Origin of the sequence: Chitinophaga sp. W2I13 (assembly GCF_050434005.1) — a bacterium.
Classification (GTDB): domain Bacteria; phylum Bacteroidota; class Bacteroidia; order Chitinophagales; family Chitinophagaceae; genus Chitinophaga.
In genome coordinates, this window is sequence record NZ_JBNPWD010000001.1 from 6,452,092 (window position 1) to 6,472,648 (window position 20,557).

The 20,557-nt window shown below is 49.3% G+C and carries 17 protein-coding genes and 1 pseudogene; 13 read left to right on the forward strand and 5 right to left on the reverse strand.

What is annotated here, in order from left to right:
- The first annotated feature begins 2 nt into the window (after positions 1 to 2).
- The 8 genes and pseudogenes from rhaT (at position 3) to QFZ48_RS26395 (ending at position 12,036) form a co-directional block, all read left to right on the forward strand.
- Positions 3 to 1,058, forward strand: coding sequence for an L-rhamnose/proton symporter RhaT (rhaT, locus tag QFZ48_RS26360; protein ID WP_429048153.1), 1,056 nt, complete (start codon positions 3 to 5; stop codon positions 1,056 to 1,058).
- Between the two features lie 42 nt (positions 1,059 to 1,100).
- The gene (locus tag QFZ48_RS26365; RefSeq protein ID WP_429048151.1) at positions 1,101 to 3,227 is read left to right on the forward strand and encodes a bifunctional aldolase/short-chain dehydrogenase; all 2,127 of its coding nucleotides are present in this window, start codon (positions 1,101 to 1,103) and stop codon (positions 3,225 to 3,227) included.
- A 34-nt stretch (positions 3,228 to 3,261) separates the two neighbouring features.
- Entirely contained in the window at positions 3,262 to 4,536 is a 1,275-nt protein-coding gene (locus QFZ48_RS26370; RefSeq protein WP_429064551.1) for a sugar isomerase, read from the forward strand.
- A 13-nt stretch (positions 4,537 to 4,549) separates the two neighbouring features.
- Positions 4,550 to 5,947, forward strand: a complete 1,398-nt coding sequence (locus QFZ48_RS26375; RefSeq protein ID WP_429064553.1) for an FGGY-family carbohydrate kinase — start codon at positions 4,550 to 4,552, stop codon at positions 5,945 to 5,947.
- 35 nt (positions 5,948 to 5,982) lie between these two features.
- Complete coding sequence (locus QFZ48_RS26380; RefSeq protein ID WP_429048146.1) at positions 5,983 to 6,918, forward strand: alpha/beta hydrolase; 936 nt, start codon at positions 5,983 to 5,985, stop codon at positions 6,916 to 6,918.
- A 242-nt stretch (positions 6,919 to 7,160) separates the two neighbouring features.
- Positions 7,161 to 9,251 (forward strand): annotated as a pseudogene (locus QFZ48_RS26385) (glycosyl hydrolase); the annotation flags it as partial.
- A 97-nt stretch (positions 9,252 to 9,348) separates the two neighbouring features.
- Positions 9,349 to 10,239, forward strand: a complete 891-nt coding sequence (locus QFZ48_RS26390) for a glycosylhydrolase-like jelly roll fold domain-containing protein (RefSeq protein WP_429065559.1) — start codon at positions 9,349 to 9,351, stop codon at positions 10,237 to 10,239.
- Between the two features lie 24 nt (positions 10,240 to 10,263).
- Positions 10,264 to 12,036 (forward strand): alpha-L-rhamnosidase C-terminal domain-containing protein, encoded by a 1,773-nt coding sequence (locus tag QFZ48_RS26395; protein WP_429064554.1) that lies wholly within the window; start codon positions 10,264 to 10,266, stop codon positions 12,034 to 12,036.
- 78 nt (positions 12,037 to 12,114) lie between these two features.
- Here QFZ48_RS26395 and QFZ48_RS26400 read toward each other — a convergent pair whose 3' ends face one another.
- Positions 12,115 to 13,473, reverse strand: a complete 1,359-nt coding sequence (locus QFZ48_RS26400; RefSeq protein ID WP_429048141.1) for a Gfo/Idh/MocA family oxidoreductase — start codon at positions 13,471 to 13,473, stop codon at positions 12,115 to 12,117.
- Positions 13,474 to 13,636: 163 nt separating this feature from the next.
- Between QFZ48_RS26400 and QFZ48_RS26405 the strand changes: the two genes are divergently transcribed.
- Positions 13,637 to 15,169, forward strand: coding sequence for a SulP family inorganic anion transporter (locus tag QFZ48_RS26405; protein WP_370910884.1), 1,533 nt, complete (start codon positions 13,637 to 13,639; stop codon positions 15,167 to 15,169).
- 5 nt (positions 15,170 to 15,174) lie between these two features.
- On the opposite strand, the gene QFZ48_RS26410 is transcribed toward QFZ48_RS26405, so the two are convergent.
- From QFZ48_RS26410 to QFZ48_RS26420, 3 genes are read right to left on the reverse strand one after another with little or no spacing between them, the layout of a single operon-like run.
- Positions 15,175 to 15,603 carry a MarR family winged helix-turn-helix transcriptional regulator gene (locus tag QFZ48_RS26410; RefSeq protein WP_429064556.1) on the reverse strand — a complete coding sequence of 143 codons (429 nt, stop codon included), beginning with the start codon at positions 15,601 to 15,603 and terminating at the stop codon, positions 15,175 to 15,177.
- Between the two features lie 24 nt (positions 15,604 to 15,627).
- Entirely contained in the window at positions 15,628 to 16,305 is a 678-nt protein-coding gene (locus tag QFZ48_RS26415) for a type 1 glutamine amidotransferase domain-containing protein (protein WP_429048137.1), read from the reverse strand.
- Between the two features lie 10 nt (positions 16,306 to 16,315).
- Positions 16,316 to 16,741 carry an organic hydroperoxide resistance protein gene (locus tag QFZ48_RS26420; protein ID WP_429048136.1) on the reverse strand — a complete coding sequence of 142 codons (426 nt, stop codon included), beginning with the start codon at positions 16,739 to 16,741 and terminating at the stop codon, positions 16,316 to 16,318.
- A 293-nt stretch (positions 16,742 to 17,034) separates the two neighbouring features.
- Between QFZ48_RS26420 and QFZ48_RS26425 the strand changes: the two genes are divergently transcribed.
- From QFZ48_RS26425 to map, 4 genes are all read left to right on the forward strand, one after another.
- The gene (locus QFZ48_RS26425; RefSeq protein ID WP_429048135.1) at positions 17,035 to 17,580 is read left to right on the forward strand and encodes an NADAR family protein; all 546 of its coding nucleotides are present in this window, start codon (positions 17,035 to 17,037) and stop codon (positions 17,578 to 17,580) included.
- Between the two features lies 1 nt (position 17,581).
- Entirely contained in the window at positions 17,582 to 18,112 is a 531-nt protein-coding gene (locus tag QFZ48_RS26430; protein ID WP_429048133.1) for an RNA 2'-phosphotransferase, read from the forward strand.
- A 78-nt stretch (positions 18,113 to 18,190) separates the two neighbouring features.
- Positions 18,191 to 18,622, forward strand: a complete 432-nt coding sequence (locus tag QFZ48_RS26435) for a preQ(1) synthase (protein ID WP_370910890.1) — start codon at positions 18,191 to 18,193, stop codon at positions 18,620 to 18,622.
- 79 nt (positions 18,623 to 18,701) lie between these two features.
- Positions 18,702 to 19,466: a type I methionyl aminopeptidase gene (gene map, locus QFZ48_RS26440; RefSeq protein ID WP_429048132.1), complete on the forward strand. Its 765-nt coding sequence runs from the start codon at positions 18,702 to 18,704 to the stop codon at positions 19,464 to 19,466.
- Between the two features lie 2 nt (positions 19,467 to 19,468).
- Here map and QFZ48_RS26445 read toward each other — a convergent pair whose 3' ends face one another.
- Positions 19,469 to 20,500, reverse strand: a complete 1,032-nt coding sequence (locus tag QFZ48_RS26445; RefSeq protein ID WP_429064558.1) for a sialidase family protein — start codon at positions 20,498 to 20,500, stop codon at positions 19,469 to 19,471.
- Between the last annotated feature and the right edge of the window lie 57 nt (positions 20,501 to 20,557).

Genomic DNA, 20,557 nt, shown 5'->3' on the forward strand with positions numbered 1-20,557 from the left:
TTATGCAGGCTTTACTGGGAGTTTTATTTCATTTCATAGGTGGGTTCGCATCGGGAAGTTTCTATATCCCTTACAAAAAGGTAAAGGGGTGGAGCTGGGAAAGTTACTGGATTGTGGGCGGGATCTTCTCCTGGCTGGTAGTTCCGCTGCTGGCTGCCTGGTTAACCGTTCCGGGGTTTATGGATATTATCCGTAATACAGAAGGCACTGTTCTTTTCTGGACTTATTTCCTGGGCGTGCTGTGGGGTATTGGCGGTTTAACGTTCGGTTTATCCATGCGTTACCTCGGTATGTCGCTGGGAATGGCTGTGGCACTGGGCTTTTGTTCCGCCTTTGGTGCACTGATACCACCTATTTACCGTGGATTGTTTACAGATGACGCTAATACACTGGGGGCCATGTTTCACAGCAGCAGGGGATTATACGTGTTATGCGGCGTGGCGGTGTGCCTGGTGGGGATTGCCATTTGCGGGAAAGCCGGTATGTTGAAAGAAAAGGAACTCACCGGTGAACAGAAAACCGAAAGCATCCGCGAATTTGACCTCCGCAAAGGACTGGCCGTAGCCATTGTTTCCGGCATCCTGAGCGCCTGTATGAGTTTTGCCATTACTGCCGGCAACAGCATGGGCAAAGCGGCAGTAGCGAATAATGCCAACCCTTTGTTCCGGAACAATGTTATTTTTGTAGTGATTATGCTGGGAGGGCTCACCACCAATTTTATCTGGTGCATGCTGCTCAACAGGCGTAACCGCTCGTTCAACGACTATACGAATAAAAACACCCCGCTGGTGAAAAACTACCTGTTTGCAGCGATCGCGGGTACTACGTGGTTCCTGCAATTCTTTTTTTATGGAATGGGAGAAAGTAAACTGGGTAACGACGCCAGCTCCTGGATCCTGCACATGGCTTTTATTATCCTGATTTCCGGTATGTGGGGTTTTGTGCTGAAGGAATGGAAAAATGCCAGTAAAAAAACATTCGTTACTATTTCCCTGGGTATATTCACCATTATTCTTTCTGTAGTCCTGGTCGGATATGGTAATTCTTTAGAAAATTAACCCTCCGCATTATCGCAATTAAAAACGTAAAAATTATAGAGTATGTCTTTAGATGGAACTACCACGCAATTCAGGCATGTCAGCTATTTATGGGATGAAGCAACAGCGGCCGCTATGGCTGGTGATGAAGTAGCCTTGCTGATCTATCGTTCCAATTTACTCGGCGCAGACCTCCGGTTGACCAACTACGGTGGTGGCAACACCTCCTGCAAAGCCACCGCAAAAGATCCTTTAACGGGAGAGCCCGTAGAAGTGATGTGGGTAAAGGGCTCCGGCGGGGACCTGGGCACGCTCAAAAAAAGTGGCCTCGCCGCTTTGTATGTAGATCGTCTTCGCAGCCTCCAGCATATTTACCGGGGAATAGCGCATGAAGATGAAATGGTGGAATTGTTTAACCACTGCATTTATGATCTCGCCTCAAAAGCGCCCTCCATTGATACCCCCCTGCATGGTTTTCTTCCTTTCAAACATATCGATCACCTCCATCCGGATGCTGCCATTGCTATTGCAGCGGCAAAAGATGGCCGGAAAATCACACAGGAGCTCTTTAACGGCACTATCGGCTGGGTACCCTGGCAAAAGCCCGGATTTGACCTTGGATTGCAATTAAAGCAGTGCCTCGACGAAAATCCCGGTATCCGCGGTATCATGCTGGGCTCTCATGGCCTATTCACCTGGGGCGATACCGCCTACGAAAGTTATATCAATACCCTGGAAGTAATTGAACGCTGCGCAGAATACCTGGAAGAAAACACCGGCCGCCATAAACCGGTGTTTGGCGGCGCAAAAATAAAGTCATTATCGCCTGACGACCGTAAAGCCCAGGCCGCTGCGCTGGCGCCGGTTTTACGCGGATACTGCTCTTCCCAACAGAAGATGGTAGGCCATTTTACAGATGACGCGAGAGTGCTTGAATTTATTAATTCCAATGATCTCGGCAGGCTCGCGCCCCTGGGCACCAGCTGCCCCGATCACTTCCTGCGCACGAAGATCAGTCCGTTAGTACTGAACCTGCCGCCTGATGCAGACCTGAAAGATATAGCCGCCATTAAAACATCCCTGGCGCCGTTATTTACCGCCTACCGGGAAATGTACAAAGAATACTACGATACCTGTAAACATCCGAACAGCCCGGCTATGCGCGATCCTAACCCCGTGGTGATCCTGTATCCCGGCGTGGGCATGTTCACGTTCGCAAAAGATAAACAGACCGCCAGGGTGGCCGCTGAATTTTATATCAACGCCATCAATGTAATGAAAGGCGCGGAAGCCATCTCTGAATATACTTCCCTGCCACGGCAGGAAGCATTTAATATTGAATACTGGTTGCTGGAAGAAGCCAAGCTGCAACGCATGCCCAAGCCTAAAGCGCTTACCGGCAGAATAGCACTGGTAACCGGCAGTGCCGGCGGTATCGGTAAAGCGATCGCTAAAAAGTTTGCGGAAGAAGGCGCGGTGGTGGTCATCAACGATAACGATGCGCAGCGACTGGCCTCTGCTACCGAAGAGTTTAATAAATTGTACGGGAAAGATGTGTTTGCCGCTGACCTGCTCGATGTAACCGATTCCGCATCCATCCGTAAAACCTACGACACGGCCGTGCTGGCCTTTGGCGGCATCGATATCATCGTAAACTGCGCGGGGTTATCGATCTCCAAACCACTGGAAGATCATACAGAAAAAGACTGGGACCTGCTGTACGACGTACTGGTAAAAGGACAGTTCCTCGTTACGCAAGCAGGTGTGGACATCATGCGCAAGCAGGACACCGGCGGGGATGTGCTGAACATCGTCAGCAAAAATGCGTTGGTTTCCGGTCCTAACAATGCAGGTTACGGATCTGCCAAGGCAGCGCAGCTGCACCTGAGCAGGCTCAATGCCGCCGAGCTGGGAAAAGATCGTATACGCGTAAACGTTGTAAATCCGGATGCGGTAATTTCCGATAGTAAAATATGGGCAGGCGCCTGGGCTGAAGGCCGGGCCAAAGCATATGGCGTAAAGGTGGAAGAACTGCCCGCATTTTATGCGAAACGTACGCTGTTAAACGAAATCATTGTACCCGAAGATATTGCCAACGCCTGCTATGCTTTTGTAGGCGGCTTACTTAACAAGGCAACCGGCAATGTACTGAATGTAGATGGTGGAGTAGCAATGGCTTTTGTGAGATAAGTATGTTATTTTATCTACGTAAAAAAAGATTATCATGAGAATCGAAAAATACAGGATAGAAGAGCATAACCAGGCAGGAATGGCGGCGCAGCAGCGGGCATTTGAATATCTCTCGGGGGAAATTAAAAATGTTCCTGAAATATTGCAGCAGCTGATATCTTTCCAGGTGGGCATTCCCAGCTGGGCGCTGGGAACCGGCGGTACCCGCTTTGGGCGTTTCCCCGGCGGCGGTGAACCCAGGAACCTGGAAGAAAAGATCGAAGACATCGGGTTGATTCATCAGCTGAACCAATCCAGCGGCGCCATTTCCCTGCACATACCCTGGGATATTCCGTCCAATCCCGCGCATATTAAAGCCATGGCGGCGCAACACGGCCTCCGCTTTGATGCGATGAATTCCAATACTTTCCAGGATCAGCCCGGACAGCAGCTGAGCTATAAATTCGGCTCGCTGCAGCATGTCAACAAAGACATCCGCAAACAGGCTATCGAGCACAACATAGAAGTGATCCGTCATGGTATAGAACTGGGCTCTGATGCACTCACCGTGTGGCTGTCCGATGGTTCCTGCTTCCCCGGCCAGCTGAATTTCCGCCATGCTTTTCAGAATACACTGGAAGGTTTGCAGGAAATTTATGCAGCGCTGCCGGATAACTGGAAAATGTTTGTGGAATATAAAGCCGCGGAACCTAATTTTTATTCCACTACGGTGGGCGACTGGGGGCAGTCGCTCCTGTACGCCAATAAACTGGGCCCTAAAGCCTATACGTTGGTAGATCTCGGGCATCATCTGCCTAATGCCAACATTGAGCAGATTGTAGCCCTGCTGCTGATGGAAGGTAAACTCGGCGGCTTCCATTTCAACGATTCAAAGTACGGCGACGATGACCTCACCGTAGGCAGCATCAAGCCCTACCAGCTGTTCCTGATCTTCAACGAACTGGTGGAAGGAATGGATGCCCGCGGCATGAATCATACTACAGATCTGGGATGGATGATAGACGCCTCGCACAACGTGAAAGACCCGCTGGAAGATCTGCTGCAATCTGTGGAAGCAATTATGATCACCTACGCACAGGCGTTGCTGGTAGACCGTAAAAAATTGCTGGCTGCACAACAGCACAACGATGTGGTTACCGCACAGGAAATACTGCAACAGGCGTTCCGTACAGATGTACGCTCTTTGGTAGCTGCCGCCAGGATACAAGCCGGCGGCGCATTGAATCCGCTGGCGTTGTACCGTGCTGAAAAAGTGAGGGATCACCTGATCCGTGAAAGAGGCGCTAAAACAATGGCGACTGGTTTGTAATTTAAATGTGTTTATGAGCGAAATTCCCGTTATTGCTATTTTTGATGTTGGAAAAACCAACAAAAAACTGTTTCTCTTTGATGAACAGTACAGGATCATCTTTGAGCGCACCGCCCGTTTTACGGAAACCGTGGATGAAGATGGCGCGCCCTGTGAAAACCTGGAAAGCCTCCGGCTTTCCGTATTTGATTCCCTGCGGGAAGTATTCAGCAGAAAAGATGTAACGATCAAAGCCATCAATTTTTCAACGTATGGCGCAAGCCTCGTATACATCGATGAAGAAGGGCGCCCATTAACTCCATTGTACAACTACCTGAAAGAATATCCGGAGACTTTAAGTCAGCAGTTCTACGGCAATTACGGTGGCAAAACCGCTTTCTCCGTGCAAACGGCGTCGCCGGTATTGGGAAGCCTCAATTCCGGTATGCAGTTGTACCGGCTGAAATATGAGCAATCCGAAGTATTCAGTCGCATGAAGTATGCATTGCACCTGCCGCAATACATGAGCTTCCTGCTGTCGGGTGTTGCCTGCTCAGATATCACCAGCATTGGCTGTCATACCAACCTGTGGGATTTTAAACAAAACAATTATCATTCGTGGTTAATAAAGGAAGGGGTGCTGGAAAAGCTGGCGCCTCTTTTTTCTTCGGGAGAAGTAATGCCCGCGGCCTTTCCGGGCAACAGCTACGCAGTAGGTACTGGTCTGCATGACAGCTCCGCCGCACTGATTCCATACCTGGTAAATTTTCATGAACCTTTTGTACTGATATCTACCGGCACCTGGTGTATCAGCTTAAATCCATTTAATGATACGCCGCTTACACCGGAAGAACTGGAAGCGGACTGTTTATGTTACATGTCTTTCCAAGGCAAGCCGGTAAAGGCTTCCCGGCTGTTTGCCGGTTACGAGCACGAACAACAGGTAAAGCGTATTGCAACACATTTTGATCAGCATACCGGCAAGTATCGTGGAGTAGAGTACGATGGAAACATCATCCGCCAGCTGAAGGAAAGAAATAAACAGGATGCGCCGCAGCTGGAAGCCGACAAACAACGGATGCAGGCATCTGTATTCGGGCAGCGGGATCTGGATAGTTTTTCTTCGGATACAGAAGCCTATCATCAGCTGATGCTGGATATCGCCAATCAGCAATATATCGCCACCAGCAGGGTACTGAAAGGAGCCCGTGTAAAACGTATATTCGTTGACGGTGGATTCAGTAAAAATGCCATCTATATGAATCTGCTGGCTGCACTGTTTCCTGATATTGAAATCTTTGCCGCCTCCATGGCGCAGGCTACTGCGATGGGAGCCGCACTGGCCATCCATTCCGCCTGGAACAGCAAGCCCATGCCCAACGACCTGATAGAACTGAAATATTATTCGGTGACACATGATGCTACTTTATGAAGTTTTGATTATCATTACTGCCAATAAATAAACTTATGCGTGCCCTCTTTATCCTGCTCTTCAGCTTCGTTACCATTGTTGCCAACGCGCAAACCATAATGCCTTTATATAATGGTCTTCCTCCCGGCGGAATTGCCGCACCGGATGAGGAAGTAACCGACAAGGACAATAACCGCACAAATACCAGTGTACCTACTTTAACGGCTTACCTGCCGCCCAAAGACAAAGCTACCGGCACAGCGGTGCTGATTTGCCCCGGTGGTGGCTACCGCGCAGTAGTGCTGCAGCGGGAAGGTCTCAATATCGCCGAATACTTTGTAAAGCAGGGCATCGCTGCCTTTGTACTCAAATACCGCCTGCCGGATGATAAGATCATGCAGGATAAAAGTACCGGCCCTTTGCAGGATGCGCAGGAAGCCATGAAAATGATCCGGGCGCATGCCGCTGAATGGAACATCGATAATAATCGTGTAGGCATTATGGGTTTCTCTGCCGGTGGGCACCTCGCTTCCACAACAGGTACGCACTTCAATAAACCGGTGCTGGCCGCCAATGCCGGCATCAATGTGCGCCCCGATTTTATGATCCTGGTATACCCGGTGATCAGCATGGAAAAGAACCTCGCACATCCCGGTTCCCGTTTGCGGCTGCTCGGCAGTCAACCGGGAGAAGAAGCTATAAGGAATTACTCGAACGACCGGCAGGTAACGCCTCAAACACCGCCAACTATCCTCTTTCATACCGGCGATGATACTGTAGTAGATGTAGATAACAGCCTGGTGTTTTACCAGGCCCTGCGCCATCAGCACGTGCCAGCGGAAATGCATATTTACCCCGAAGGCAACCACGGCTTTGTATTGAAGCTGCCGGTAGATGTATGGATGCAGATCACCATGAAGTGGCTTGGTAGAATGGGCATGCTCAACCCCGGTAATCCTTTACTACAGGGAGGTCCAGGACAGTTATACTGATAACGTTTTTTACTTTGGGAAATACCGCAATGGGTTCGTTGGCGGATAGCAGTCCGGCAACCGGGTGCCTGTCGCTATAACTTTTACGGTTAAACGAATTTTCAAATACTATGATAAGAAAATATGCTGCCGCTGTGTTGCTGTTAACCGCTGCATTAACTGCCAGCGGACAACAAACGCCTTTGCAGCGTGGTTTTATAACGCCACCAGACAGTACAAAGCTAAGTGTATACTGGTATTGGATGAGTGATAATATTTCACAGGATGGGGTAAGGCAGGATGTGGAAGCTATGGCGAAAGTAGGCATTGGCCGGGCTTTTATCGGTAATATAGGTTATCCGAAAGAAGAGGTTCCCTACGGAAAGGTAAAGCTGTTTTCCGATGAATGGTGGAAGGTAACACGAACGGCTATACGCACTGCCACTGAAAAAGGACTGGATATCGGCTTGTTCAACAGCCCCGGCTGGAGCCAAAGTGGCGGCCCCTGGATAAAGCCATCACAATCGATGCGCTACCTCGCCGGCGAAGAAATTACTGTTCATGGTCCACATGAATATAACCAGCAACTACCGCCAGGACCTGCTGATTTTCAGACGGTGGCTGTAATGGCTTTCCCGGTGCCAGGCGGCGATGGAGATGATATTGGGAAACATACGCCACACATCACTTCTAACATCGCGTTCCGGGATATTGAAAAACTGACAGACGGAAATACTACCGAGGAAGTAATTGTTACCACGCCTGTTGCCCGCCCAACACCCGCGCACATCGATCTGGAGGTAACCGGCGACTTCACTGCACGAAGCCTCATCATTTACCCGGCCCAAAAACCTTTCAAAGCACAATTTGAACTGCAGGTGAAAGAAGGGGACATCTGGCGAACAATGAAGAGCTTTGAGTTGGACCGCAATAACCCGCAAAATAATGTAGGATTTAAACCGTATGCACCAGTCGCCGTTTCCTTTAATGCCACCACCGGCAGGCAGTTCCGGCTGTTGATCAGCGAAGGCAATCCTTCGCTGGCAGAAGTAAAGCTGCTTTCGGCGCCACGCATCGAACGCTTTGAAGAAAAGCAGCTGGCCAAAATGTTCCAGACACCACTGCCGCTATGGAACGAATATCAGTGGCCACCCGAGCCGGAAATATCCGGCGCCGGTTTGATCATCGATCCCACCAAAGCAATTAATCTCACTAAAAATTTATCCGCCAACGGTACGCTTACATGGAAGGTGCCTGCGGGCGATTGGCTGGTGGTGCGCTATGGCATGCTGCCCACCGGCGTCACCAATGGTCCTGCTTCACCGGAAGGAACCGGGTTGGAAATAGATAAGATCAGCGATAAATGGTCGCAGTACCACTACGATGCCTTTGTAGGTAAGATCCGCAAAAGCATTCCCGAAGCAGAGCGTACTTCATTGAAGTGGGTAGTGGCAGACAGCTACGAAACCGGTTCGCAAAACTGGACCGATGATATGGCGGAAGATTTCCAAAAACAATATGGCTACGATCCGTTACCGTGGCTGCCGGTATTATCCGGAAGGGTAGTGGGCTCGCCTGATCAGTCGGACCGCTTCCTCTGGGACCTGCGCCGTCTGGTTGCCGACCGCGTGGCTTATAAATATGTAGCCGGTTTGCGCAAAGCCAGTCATAAAGATGGTTTGAAGCTATGGCTGGAAAACTATGGCCACTGGGGCTTCCCATCAGAGTTTTTGAAGTACGGTGGCCAGTCGGATGAAATAGGCGGTGAATTCTGGAACGAAGGAACACTGGGCAATATCGAGTGCCGGGCTGCTTCTTCCGCGGCGCATATTTATGGTAAAACAAGAGTGGCTGCCGAGTCTTTTACCGCCGGTGGTAATACATACGGTCGCTATCCCGCGTTGCTGAAGCGCCGTGGCGACTGGTCCTTCACCGAAGGGATCAATCACAGCCTCCTGCATGTATTTATTGAACAGCCCTATGATGATCGCGAACCCGGTGTAAACGCAGGTTTTGGGACAGAGTTTAACAGGAAGAATACCTGGTTTTACCAGGGGAAAGCATTTATAGATTATATCAGGAGATGTAATTTCCTCTTACAACAAGGCAAAACAGTAAATGATATTGCTTACTTCATCGGGGAAGATGCGCCTAAAATGACTGGTGTAAGAAATCCTGAACTGCCCAAAGGATACTCCTATGACTACATCAATGCGGAAGTAATCCTGGAGCGCCTGCATGTAAAGGATGGCAGGCTGGTATTACCAGACGGTATGAGCTATCGTTTGCTGGTACTGCCGCAACTCGAAACCATGCGGCCGGAGCTGCTGGAGAAAATTGCGCAGCTGGTAAAGGAAGGCGCCACCATCCTGGGACCCGCGCCCAAACGCTCTCCGAGCTTACAGCAATACCCTGCGGCAGATACCAAAGTACAGCAGCCTGGCCACGGAGCTGTGGGGCCATGGCCAGGAGCGCCAAAGGAAATATGGCAAAGGACAGGTGCTCAGCGGGATGGACATGCCGCAGGCATTGAACATCCTGCAGTTACCCGCGGATGTGGCACAACTGCCGGAACAGGTGTTGTATACCCATCGCAGTACTGCAGATGGACAAATATATTTTGTTACCAACCAGTCGGACCAAAACATCACATTATCGCCTGCCTTCCGTGTGCAGGGTAAACAACCGGAATGGTGGGATGCTGTGACCGGCGAAACCCGCGACCTGAAGGAGTTTACACCACAGCCAGCACATACCGTAGTGCCGTTAACGTTAGCCCCTTACCAAAGCGGTTTTGTAGTATTCCGTAAGAAGGCGGCGGCAACAGGCAAAGGAGTTAATTTCCCCGGGGCAATCACCTTAACCCAATTACAGGGGCCATGGAAAGTGAGTTTTGATGCGGCAAAGCGTGGCCCCGCTCAACCGGTGATTTTTGACCAGCTGACAGATTGGAGTACCCACACCAATGAACAGATCCGTAATTATTCCGGTACCGCTGTTTATGAAATTACTTTTAAGGCAGATGAACTGCCGGCGGAATCCACACCATACCTGGATCTTGGCGCCGTGAGTGTAATGGCGGATGTAACCCTGAACGGGGTGCCGCTGGGCAACGTATGGACAGCGCCTTACCGGGTAAATGTAAAACAGGCACTGAAAAAAGAAGAGAATAAACTAACAGTAACGGTAGTAAATACCTGGGTAAACCGCCTTATAGGAGATAGCAAACTACCTGCTGCCGAAAGGAAAACATGGAGTAACGTGAACCCATATACGCCGAAAGATGCTTATCAGGCTTCCGGCCTGATGGGTCCTGTAAAACTCATCGCAGTAAAATATTAATTACATTCAAAGGAACCTGATCACATGAAAATATATAACCGGATCTTAGAGGTAGCCGTCATAATGCTATGTGCCGTTTCTTCCCGGGCCCAGCTGCCTCCGGTATTCGACAGCAGCCGTATGGCTACAGTCCAGGCAACAGCTACCGTACGGCGCTATTTATCTCCCGAAAAAATTATATGGCAAACACCTAATGCAGGTACAAATATTATCAATGCACAACGCTTTCTGCTGGCAGGCAACGGACAAGCCGACCTGGCAAATCAAAACATGTGTGTGCTGAAAAGCACAGCCACCGTGCATCCTGCCTTGCTGTTCGATTTTGGGAAAGAGTTGCATGGCGGCTTGCAACTGGTTACCGGGATGTATAAAACCGGTAAGCCGGTAAAGTTGCGGATACGCTTTGGTGAATCCGTGAGTGAAGCGATGAGCGATATTGAACCGGGAAAGAATGCCACCAATGATCACGCCATGCGCGATATGATAGTGGAAGTGCCATGGCTGGGCAAGCTGGAAGTAGGCAACACCGGTTTCCGTTTTGTGCGTATTGATCTGTTGGATGATAATACGGAGCTGCAACTCAAAGAGGTAAGGGCCATCTTCATATACCGCGATCTGCCTTACCTGGGCTCTTTTAAATGCAGTGATACGTTACTGAACCAGATCTGGATGACGGGCGCATACACCGTTCATCTGAACATGCAGGACTATTTATGGGATGGCATTAAACGCGACCGCCTCGTATGGATCGGCGATATGCACCCCGAAACCTCTGCTATCAGTGCAGTTTTCGGGTATAACGACGTGGTGCCAAAGAGCCTGGACCTTTCACGCGATATAACGCCGCTGCCGCAGTATATGAATGGCATGGTGTCGTATTCCATGTGGTGGGTACTTATTCAGCGCGACTGGTACCTGCACACCGGTAATCTTACTTATCTGCAACAGCAGGCCGGGTACCTGAAAGGATTACTGGATCATCTCTCAAAGAAAATAGATGCCAATAATAGTGAAGACCTGCACGACGGCACACGTTTCCTCGACTGGCCCTCCAGCGAAAACAAACCTGGCATCCATGCAGGACTACAGGCAATGATGATCATGACCCTGGATGCCGGCGCCGCATTGAGCAAGGTACTGAAGGATGACGCTACCGTGAAGAAGTGCGAAGCCGCTATTGCCCGGCTGAAGCAAAATGTACCCGATGCCAATGGCTCCAAACAGGCCGCCGCCTTAATGGCATTGTCAGGTTTGGCGCCCGCAAAAAAGATGAACGATGAAATTATCGCCGTTGGTGGCGTAAAGGATTATTCCACTTTCTATGGCTACTATATGCTACAGGCAAAGGCCAAAGCGGGCGATTACCAGGGAGGGCTAAACGATATCCGGACCTACTGGGGCGCTATGCTGAAGCTGGGCGCCACTACGTTCTGGGAGGACTTTAACATGGACTGGCTTCCCAATGCTTCCCGCATTGATGAGATAATGCCTGCCGGGCAAAAAGATATTCACGGCGATTATGGTGCTTATTGTTATAAAGGTTTCCGTCATAGTTTATGTCATGGATGGGCCTCCGGGCCAACTCCATGGCTGACGGAACACGTACTTGGTATCTCCGTGATAGAGCCGGGGTGTAAGGTGATTAAAGTAGCGCCCCATCTTGGGGATCTGCAATTTGCAGAGGGAACTTTTCCCACGCCTTATGGTATTGTAACGGTGAAGCATACACGCCTGGCGAACGGGAAGATTAAATCAACGATTAACGCGCCTGCGCAGGTAAGAGTGATCAGGGAATAAGTTTGTTTTTTTACTGAAGAAAAAAAAGAACGGCGCTCATAGCAGGCCGTTCTTTTTTATGTATAGTGCTGAATGTATTTACACTACCGGATGTATCCAGGGGCTTCTGTACGGTCTTTCTAACAAGGCCGTAGCCGCCGGATCGCCGGTGATAATCCGTTTTTGCGGATCATAAACTACAGGGCGTCCTGTTTGCATGGATATGTTGGCGAGGATACAGCTGGCGGTGGAAATATGCCCTTCTTCTATATCAGCAACCGGCCTGCTGCCATTTTTGATGGCGCCCAGGAAGTCCAGCATATGCAGGCGGGTGGCCGGCGCGGCATTCAGTTCAATAGCGGGTTCCGTCAGGTCTTCCGGGTACTTTTCCTTTTCAAATACTACATCTTTATGGATAGGAGTGCCGTTGCCTTCAGGGATAAAGTCGTACGACATAGTGCTGGCGGCAAGGGTACCTTTCTCTCCATACAATTTAAAAGACCAGGGGTATTTGGGATCAGCAGCTGTTCCCCAGGTGCGGTGTTGCCACACACAGTTTAGTCCGTCGTATTCAAAAATCGCTGATTGGGTATCTGATATATTCGACTTGCCTTCTTTCTGTACGTAGATCCCGCCGGTGGAGCTGATGCGTTTAGGCCAACCGAGTTGCAGCATCCAGCGCACGGTGTCGAACATATGCACGCACATATCGCCCATGATGCCATTGCCATATTCCATAAAGGTGCGCCACCAGCGTACATGAGGCAATCCGTCGTATGGCCGCAGGGGAGCGGGGCCGGTCCACATTTCATAGTCGAAGTATTCCGGCACCGCCTGCACGGGCGGATTGCCATTGTTGCGCATGTGATAGTAGCAGCACATTTCCACATGCGATATTTTGCCGAGCAACCCGGCATCAACAATATTCTTTTTAGCATCAATAAGGTGTGGCGTGCTTTTCCGCTGGGTACCCACCTGCACCACCCGGTTATATTTGCGGGCGGCGGCCACCATGGCTTCACCTTCTATTACATCCACGCTGATAGGTTTTTGTACATACACATTGGCGCCGGCTTTGAGTGCATCAATGGTTTGCAGGGCATGCCAGTGGTCAGGGGTGCCTATCAATACGATGTCGAGTTCATTTTCGGATAACAGTTTACGGTAGTCGGCATACAGACGCGGTGTTTCACCGGAGGCCTGCCGTTTGCGCACCATCTCTGCAGCGGCTTGCAGCATATTTTTATCTACATCGCAAAGCGCCACTACTTTTACGGGCGCTACCTGGATAAGCCGGAATAAATCGCTTTTACCATACCATCCTGTGCCTATCAGCGCTACCCGCAAAGGTTTTGCCGGGTTAATAAAATCAAGCGCACTGGCGCCGATGGCAGAAAGCGCGAGCGAAGCCGTGGCCCCCTTCAGGAAACGGCGACGGTTAATGTTGAAATTCTCCATAGCGTGGAATAATTAAATAAGGTTTACAGAACTATAGAAGAGAAAGATAAGAATTCAGCCGAAGAAATTATAGCCTGTGCCTAATATATTGGACACAGCTGAAAGCTACGGGTTAATGCGTATTTTTGCGCCTCTTTAAACCGGACACCTTTAATTTTCTCTGATGAAGCCTTTTGCAGGTTTATTTGATTTCTCGCAGCAGCCCGATTATAAATCGGAGATATTGGCCGGGCTCACCGTAGCCATGACCATGATCCCCGAATCCCTGTCCTTTGCCATACTGGCGGGGTTTCCGCCGTTGGTGGGGTTGTACGCGGCTTTTATCATGGGATTGGTCACCGCTGTTTTTGGCGGCAGGCCAGGCATGGTATCCGGCGGTGCAGGGGCTACGGCGGTGGTGCTGATTGCGCTGATGCAGTCGCACGGACTGGAATATGTATTCGCGGCGGTGCTGCTGGCAGGTGGATTGCAGTTGCTGGTGGGCGTATTTAAACTGGGCAAATTTATCAGGCTGGTGCCACAGCCGGTGATGTACGGATTTGTGAACGGACTGGCAGTGATCATTTTTATATCGCAGTTCCGGCAATTTAAAACGATGGTGGGCGGGGAACTGGTATGGATGAGTGGAAATCCGCTGTGGACCATGATCGGGCTGGTAGCATTGACTATCGCCGTAGTCCTTTTCTTTCCAAAAATAACAAAAAAAATACCCGCCTCCCTGGTGGCAATTATTGTAGTGTTTGCGGTAGTGCTGGCATTGGGCATTTCAACCAGGACGGTGAAAGATATTGCCGCGGTGAGTGGTGGTTTCCCGCCATTCCACTTCCCGCAGGTACCCTTTACTTTTGATACGTTACAGGTAATATTTCCCTATGCGTTGATCATGGCAGGAGTGGGGCTTACAGAGAGTTTGCTGACCTTAAACCTGGTGGATGAAATGACCGGCACGAGGGGGAACAGCAACCGGGAAGCGATGGCGCAGGGCAGTGCCAATATGCTCAATGGGGTTTTCTTTGGCATGGGTGGTTGCGCCATGATTGCACAAACATTTGTAAATCTTTCTGCGGGTGCAAAACTACGACTGTCGGGGATTATAGCATCGTTGACAATCCTGGCGGTGGTGCTTTTCGGCGCGCCGGTGATTGAGCGTTTGCCAATGGCGGCGTTAACCGGTGTGATGTTGATGGTGGCGATCTCTACTTTTGAGTGGGCCAGCTTCCGGATTATTAATAAAATGCCAAAGGCAGATATTTTTGTGGGAATACTGGTGGCGGCAATTACGGTGTGGTTGCACAACCTGGCGCTGGCAGTGCTGATAGGCGTAATTATTTCAGCGCTGGTGTTTGCGTGGGAAAGCGCCAAACGCATCCGTGCGCGGAAGTATACAGATGAACAGGGCGTTAAACACTATGAAATTTATGGCCCTTTGTTTTTTGGATCGGTGGCAGCGTTTAATGAAAAATTTGACGTGATTAATGACCCGGCGGAAGTGGTGATTGATTTTAAAGACAGCCGTATTGCAGATATGAGCGGTATTGAAGCCTTGAATAAATTAACAGCGCGCTATCAACAGGCCGGTAAAACGCTGCATTTACGGCACCTGAGCCCGGATTGCCGGCAGTTGCTGAAAGATGCAGCGGGTGTGATTGAAGTAAATATTATTGAAGATCCAGGATATATGGTGGCGGTGAAATAAACAGGCTATTCATCTGCGTGTCTTTTCAGAATGTTGTCGATCATCGGTTTAAGGGTGTTGTATTCTTCTGTGGTAAAACCCATGCTGCAACTGATCTTTTCAGGGATGTCCGCTGCTTCCTGTTGCAGTTGCCGGCCGGCAGCGGTTAAATGAATATTCACGATACGTTCATCTTCCTTGCTGCGTACACGTTTGATAAGTTTTTTTATTTCCAGCCGTTTCAGTAAGGGCGTTAATGTGCCGGAATCCAGCATCAGCTGCTGCCCCAGCGCTTTTACAGACAAGATATCATGTTCCCACAGCGCGAGCATAACGAGGTACTGCGGATAAGTGAGATCCAATGCGCCAAGCAAAGGCTGGTAATGTGAAGTTACCAGCCTTGACAGGGCATAAAATGAGAAGCAAAGTTGATTTGATAATTTCAGTTGTTTCAAAGTAGCTTATTTAGCAACACAAAATTACGCCAATGTTTCCATTAAAATCCGGGCTACGGCTTCAGAGGAGCCTGGATTCTGGCCGGTGATGAGCAATCCGTCCTTCAGCGCATAAGAGTGCCAGTCCTGACCTTTGCTGTAAATACCTCCCAGTTTCTTTAACTCATCTTCTAACAGGAACGGCACTACGTTGGTTAGCTGTACCGCTTCTTCTTCCGTATTACTGAAACCCGTTACTTCTTTTCCTTTCACCAATGGCGCACCATCCTGGTCCTTTACTTTGAGCAGGGCAGCAGGAGCGTGGCATACAAATGCAACAGGTTTATGCTGACGGTAGAATGTTTCAATCAGTGCAATGGAGCTGAGATCATTGTGAAGATCCCACATGGGGCCGTGGCCGCCGGGATAGAATACTGCATCATAGTCGGATGCATCTGCTTCGTTTAGCTTAAGGGTAGCAGCGAGCTTTTGCTGTAACGCCTCATCGCGTTTGAAGCGGGTGGTAGCTTCCGTCTGGAATTCGGGCAGCTCACTTTTCGGATCAATAGGCGGTTGTCCGCCTTTTGGGGAAGCCAGTGTAACTTCAGCTCCTGCATCCGCCAGCACATAATAGGGGGCAGCAAATTCTTCTACCCAGAAACCGGTTTTATGGCCGGTATTACCCAGTTCGCTGTGGGATGTCAGTACGATTAATACTTTCATGAGATGGAGTTTAGATCAATGCTAATTCTACTTCAATATTACCACGGGTAGCATTTGAGTAAGGACATACGTGATGGGCTTTTTCCAGCAGTTCCTGTGCCAGTTTTGGTTCCACATCCGGAATCGCTACCAGTAGCTTTACTGATAACCCATAACCGCCGTTATTGTTCTTGCCAAGGCTAACTTCTGCATTTACCTGTGTGGTGCCCGCGGTTACCTTCTGGGTCCTGATCACCAGGTTGAGGGCGCTGTCGAAACACGCAGCATAGCCTGCTGCAAACAGTTGTTCAGGGTTGGTATACGCACCGCCGCTGCCGCCGAGTTCCTTTGGCATTCTTACTTCCAGGTCCAGTACGCCGTCTGATGAGGTTACATGTCCGTTTCTTCCGCCGGTGGCGGTAGCGTGTGCCGTGTATAATTTTTCGATTTTTTCCATGAGTATTTTATATTTATTGTGTAAAATTAGATTGTGTACAATTAAAATCCAAATTTATTTTGAGGAAGAGTAACGAATCTACTTTTTAACACCTTCGCCCAGTTCTCTCCATCACATTCCACCACCCCGTTTCCCATCTCCCGAAAAAAAAAATATACACGTTAAAAAAATATTCCTTTACTTTGCGTCATAATGACGTAAACAAAATTTATACCCTGCACTTGTGCAATGGAACTGTTAACCCCGCCAACATTCCTGCGCCCCGGTGAAATACTAAAACAAATTCGCTCATCATGAAGTACGATAACAACTGGCTGATCGCAAAGTATCAGGCCAAAGAAAAAATAAAATTCTTATTCTTCTGGGGACATCGCCCATCTGCGGATGGCAGCGTTACCCAAAGCTGTTTCAGTCAGTGGTGGCACGCGCCTTTCACAGTGGATGGCATCACCTATAAAACGGCAGAACACTGGATGATGGCGGGTAAAGCCAGGTTGTTCAACGATGATGTAACCCTGCAGCGGATCCTGCTGGTGAACACACCGGATGAAGCTAAAAAGCTGGGCCGACAAGTGAAGAGCTTCGACGCCGCTACCTGGGACGCACATAAATTTGACCTGGTCGTGAATGGAAATCATCATAAATTTTCACAACACCCGGCATTAAAAACTTTTTTACTCAATACACATGAACGTATCCTGGTAGAAGCCAGCCCAATGGACCGTATATGGGGCATTGGTATGGCTGCCTCCAATGAACATGTGGAAAATCCCCTGCAATGGCGCGGTCATAACCTGCTCGGTTACGCGCTCATGGTAGTACGGGACCAACTTAAATAACATGAACAACAAATCTATCAGTAAACTACTGAGCTTTATTCTCCGGCATAGTCCGGATACCATACAACTTACGCTCGATGCCCACGGCTGGGCAAATGTGAACACGCTCCTGCAGCAATGCAAAGCAAACGGTCATCATTTCACGATGGAAGAACTGGAAAGCGTTGTGGCGGAAAATGACAAGCAACGTTTTTCTTTCAATGAAAGCAAAACAATGATCCGTGCCAACCAGGGACATTCCCTGGAAGTATCGCTGAACCTGCCACCAGCCACACCGCCGGAATTTCTTTACCATGGCACCGTAGCAAGGTTTTTGGAACAGATACGTACAACCGGGTTACAGAAAATGAGCCGGCAGCATGTACATCTTACCAACGACAGGGCCACCGCAGAGAAAGTAGGCAGCAGGAGAGGGGTACCGCATATCCTCACCATCCGCAGCGGCGATATGCATAGAGACGGCATACTGTTCTACGTCTCCGATAACGGTGTGTGGCTTACGGATGAAGTGCCTGTAAAGTATATCCAATAAATGTTATCTTGTGAAGATGTCAGGTGAATTGATCTGGAGAAATATTACTTTGCAGCACGCCAATAATTACAAACCTATATGTCTAAAAAGCTCTATCAACACATTGATAAAACAATCCTGAAAGGATTACCAAATCCTTCAAAGGAAAAATATGAGATGAAGATAAAGGTGCCGGAGTTCACTTTCCTCGGCGTACAGGAGCAACCCGATTTTGCGAAGCTCTACATCACTTTTTATCCAAAAAATAAGATCATAGAACTGAAGTCGCTGAAACTTTATGTATATCATTTGCGTGATATCATTGTATCGTACGAGCGACTCATCAATATCATTTATGATCATATGATGGAAGTGTATGAAGCTGATCGCCTGCGTATCACGCTCATCTGCAATCCCAGGGGTGGTATCAGTTCCAAGCTGGTGATAGATTCCGACTGGAAAGACAGGGGAGGCACTGAGCGTTTTAAAGATTATCCTGAACGGGATGAAGAGTGGGGCATCCTCATGTAATTGTTAAAAACAATCTGACGAAGCCCGCCCGTTGTGCGGGCTTTGTTTTTTTATCAGTATTTTTGAAAAAATAATCATTATGTCTATCACTACAGAAGCAGAACTCGATGGCATGAAAAGAGTGAGTGAAGCAGTAGCCGTTACGCTGAAGGAAATGAGGAATTATGCCAGGCCGGGTATGACCGCCAAAGAAATAGATGAATATGGAGGAGAGATATTAAATGCATTAGGTGCTAAATCGGCGCCGAAGCTGACCTATGGCTTCCCGGGCTGGACCTGTATCAGCGTGAACAATGAAATTGCACATGGCATTCCATCCGACAAAAAAATACTGCAGGAAGGCGACCTGGTAAACATCGATGTATCTGCGGAGCTGAATGGCTACTGGTCAGACAATGGCGGTTCATTTGTGCTCGGCGAAGATATTCATCAGCACCAGGCACTGGTAAGCGCATCAAAGGCTATTCTTTATAAAGCCATCCAGTATATCAAAGGTGGCACACGGGTGGCAGACGTAGGCAAACTGATAGAAACAGAAGCAAGGAAATCTGGCTACACCGTGATCCGCAACCTCGCCGGACATGGCGTTGGCAGAAGCCTCCATGAATCACCGGATGATATCCTCAACTGTTATGTCCGTTTTAACCGCACCCGTTTTAAAAACAATTCCGTAGTAGCGATAGAAACCTTTATCTCCACCGTTTCATCCTTTGCCAATCAAAGTAACGATGGCTGGACACTGGTTGGAAACAAAGGCGGTTTTGTAGCGCAGCACGAACACACCATCGTGGTTACTGACCGCGAACCGGTGATCCTTACCGCTGCCAATGAAATATGGAACTAAGCTTATTTCAGTTGTAATGTTACCGCGCGGATATTTTTCCGGTCGTCGGTATACGTGATATGCACCAAACCATCTGCGGTGGCGATAATGGCTGGATAGCTGTATTCGCCGCCTGCACGTTTCTCCAGCTGATACACATCTTTCCAGGTAATACCGTCTTTTGAAATGGCCAGCCGCAGCTCATTGCGGCCGTCAGACCAGTCCCTTCCGCCTTTCGTAGGGTTATATACCAACGCCATCGCGCCGTTCGGAAGGGTTACCGCATCAATGCCGGAATTGGGATTGGGCAGTTTCAGTGCGGTAACGGGTGTCCAGCTGGCGCCCTGGTCGTTCGACCAGCTCGTGGCAATTACATGCTGCCGGCTGCGGAACAGCAACTGGAGCCGTCCATCGCGGTGGGTAAGTATAGTCGGCTGAATAACGCCGAACGTGTTGCAATCTATAACCACCTTTTGCCATTGATGTCCCGTGCTGTCGCTGATTTCCATATGCGATACCCAGTGGTTGCCCTTTACACTTTCTGTGCTGGAAGGGTGCAGCAGCCGTCCATCCGGGAGTTGTATACATTTGTTTTTAATAGGGCCTAACATGCCCTCCGGTAGTTTTTCGGGAGATGACCAACTGCTACCGTCGTCACTGCTGTAGCGGGCCATGCCCCACCACTCCCGTGGATTTGGACCCACTTTATAAAACAGGCAAAGTAAACCGGCCCGGGTACGGAACAGTACCGGGTTCCAGCAGGGATAGCGAAGCGTGTCGTTAATAATACCATCTGCCAGCTTTACGGGCGCCTGCCATTTGCCGGCGGTAAAGCGCGACGACCAGATCTCCACATTTTTACTTCCTTCCTCATCGCCGCCAAACCAGGCGCTGAGCAAATCCCCGGAAGACAACGCCGCAATGGTAGACGCATGACTGGATGGCGTAACCGGCACCGGCATAATGAGCTCATTACGCACAGGCAATGCTTTGGTTTGTGCTTTGGCCGGGAAATACAGGACTGCCGGCAATAACAAAGAAAGATAAAAACGCATAGGTGCTGAGGTATGTTTAAGTTGTTAAAATAAGGAATGCACGGGGATTATCATAAA

Coding starts and splice junctions, on each gene's coding strand:
- QFZ48_RS26445 (WP_429064558.1), bottom strand. CDS start 20,500: ATGCGTTTTTATCTTTCTTTGTTATTGCCGGCAGTCCTGTATTTCCCG.
- QFZ48_RS26370 (WP_429064551.1), top strand. CDS start 3,262: ATGAGAATCGAAAAATACAGGATAGAAGAGCATAACCAGGCAGGAATG.
- QFZ48_RS26375 (WP_429064553.1), top strand. CDS start 4,550: ATGAGCGAAATTCCCGTTATTGCTATTTTTGATGTTGGAAAAACCAAC.
- QFZ48_RS26380 (WP_429048146.1), top strand. CDS start 5,983: ATGCGTGCCCTCTTTATCCTGCTCTTCAGCTTCGTTACCATTGTTGCC.
- QFZ48_RS26425 (WP_429048135.1), top strand. CDS start 17,035: ATGAAGTACGATAACAACTGGCTGATCGCAAAGTATCAGGCCAAAGAA.
- map (WP_429048132.1), top strand. CDS start 18,702: ATGTCTATCACTACAGAAGCAGAACTCGATGGCATGAAAAGAGTGAGT.
- QFZ48_RS26420 (WP_429048136.1), bottom strand. CDS start 16,741: ATGGAAAAAATCGAAAAATTATACACGGCACACGCTACCGCCACCGGC.
- QFZ48_RS26405 (WP_370910884.1), top strand. CDS start 13,637: ATGAAGCCTTTTGCAGGTTTATTTGATTTCTCGCAGCAGCCCGATTAT.
- QFZ48_RS26415 (WP_429048137.1), bottom strand. CDS start 16,305: ATGAAAGTATTAATCGTACTGACATCCCACAGCGAACTGGGTAATACC.
- QFZ48_RS26435 (WP_370910890.1), top strand. CDS start 18,191: ATGTCTAAAAAGCTCTATCAACACATTGATAAAACAATCCTGAAAGGA.
- rhaT (WP_429048153.1), top strand. CDS start 3: ATGCAGGCTTTACTGGGAGTTTTATTTCATTTCATAGGTGGGTTCGCA.
- QFZ48_RS26400 (WP_429048141.1), bottom strand. CDS start 13,473: ATGGAGAATTTCAACATTAACCGTCGCCGTTTCCTGAAGGGGGCCACG.
- QFZ48_RS26395 (WP_429064554.1), top strand. CDS start 10,264: ATGAAAATATATAACCGGATCTTAGAGGTAGCCGTCATAATGCTATGT.
- QFZ48_RS26430 (WP_429048133.1), top strand. CDS start 17,582: ATGAACAACAAATCTATCAGTAAACTACTGAGCTTTATTCTCCGGCAT.
- QFZ48_RS26365 (WP_429048151.1), top strand. CDS start 1,101: ATGTCTTTAGATGGAACTACCACGCAATTCAGGCATGTCAGCTATTTA.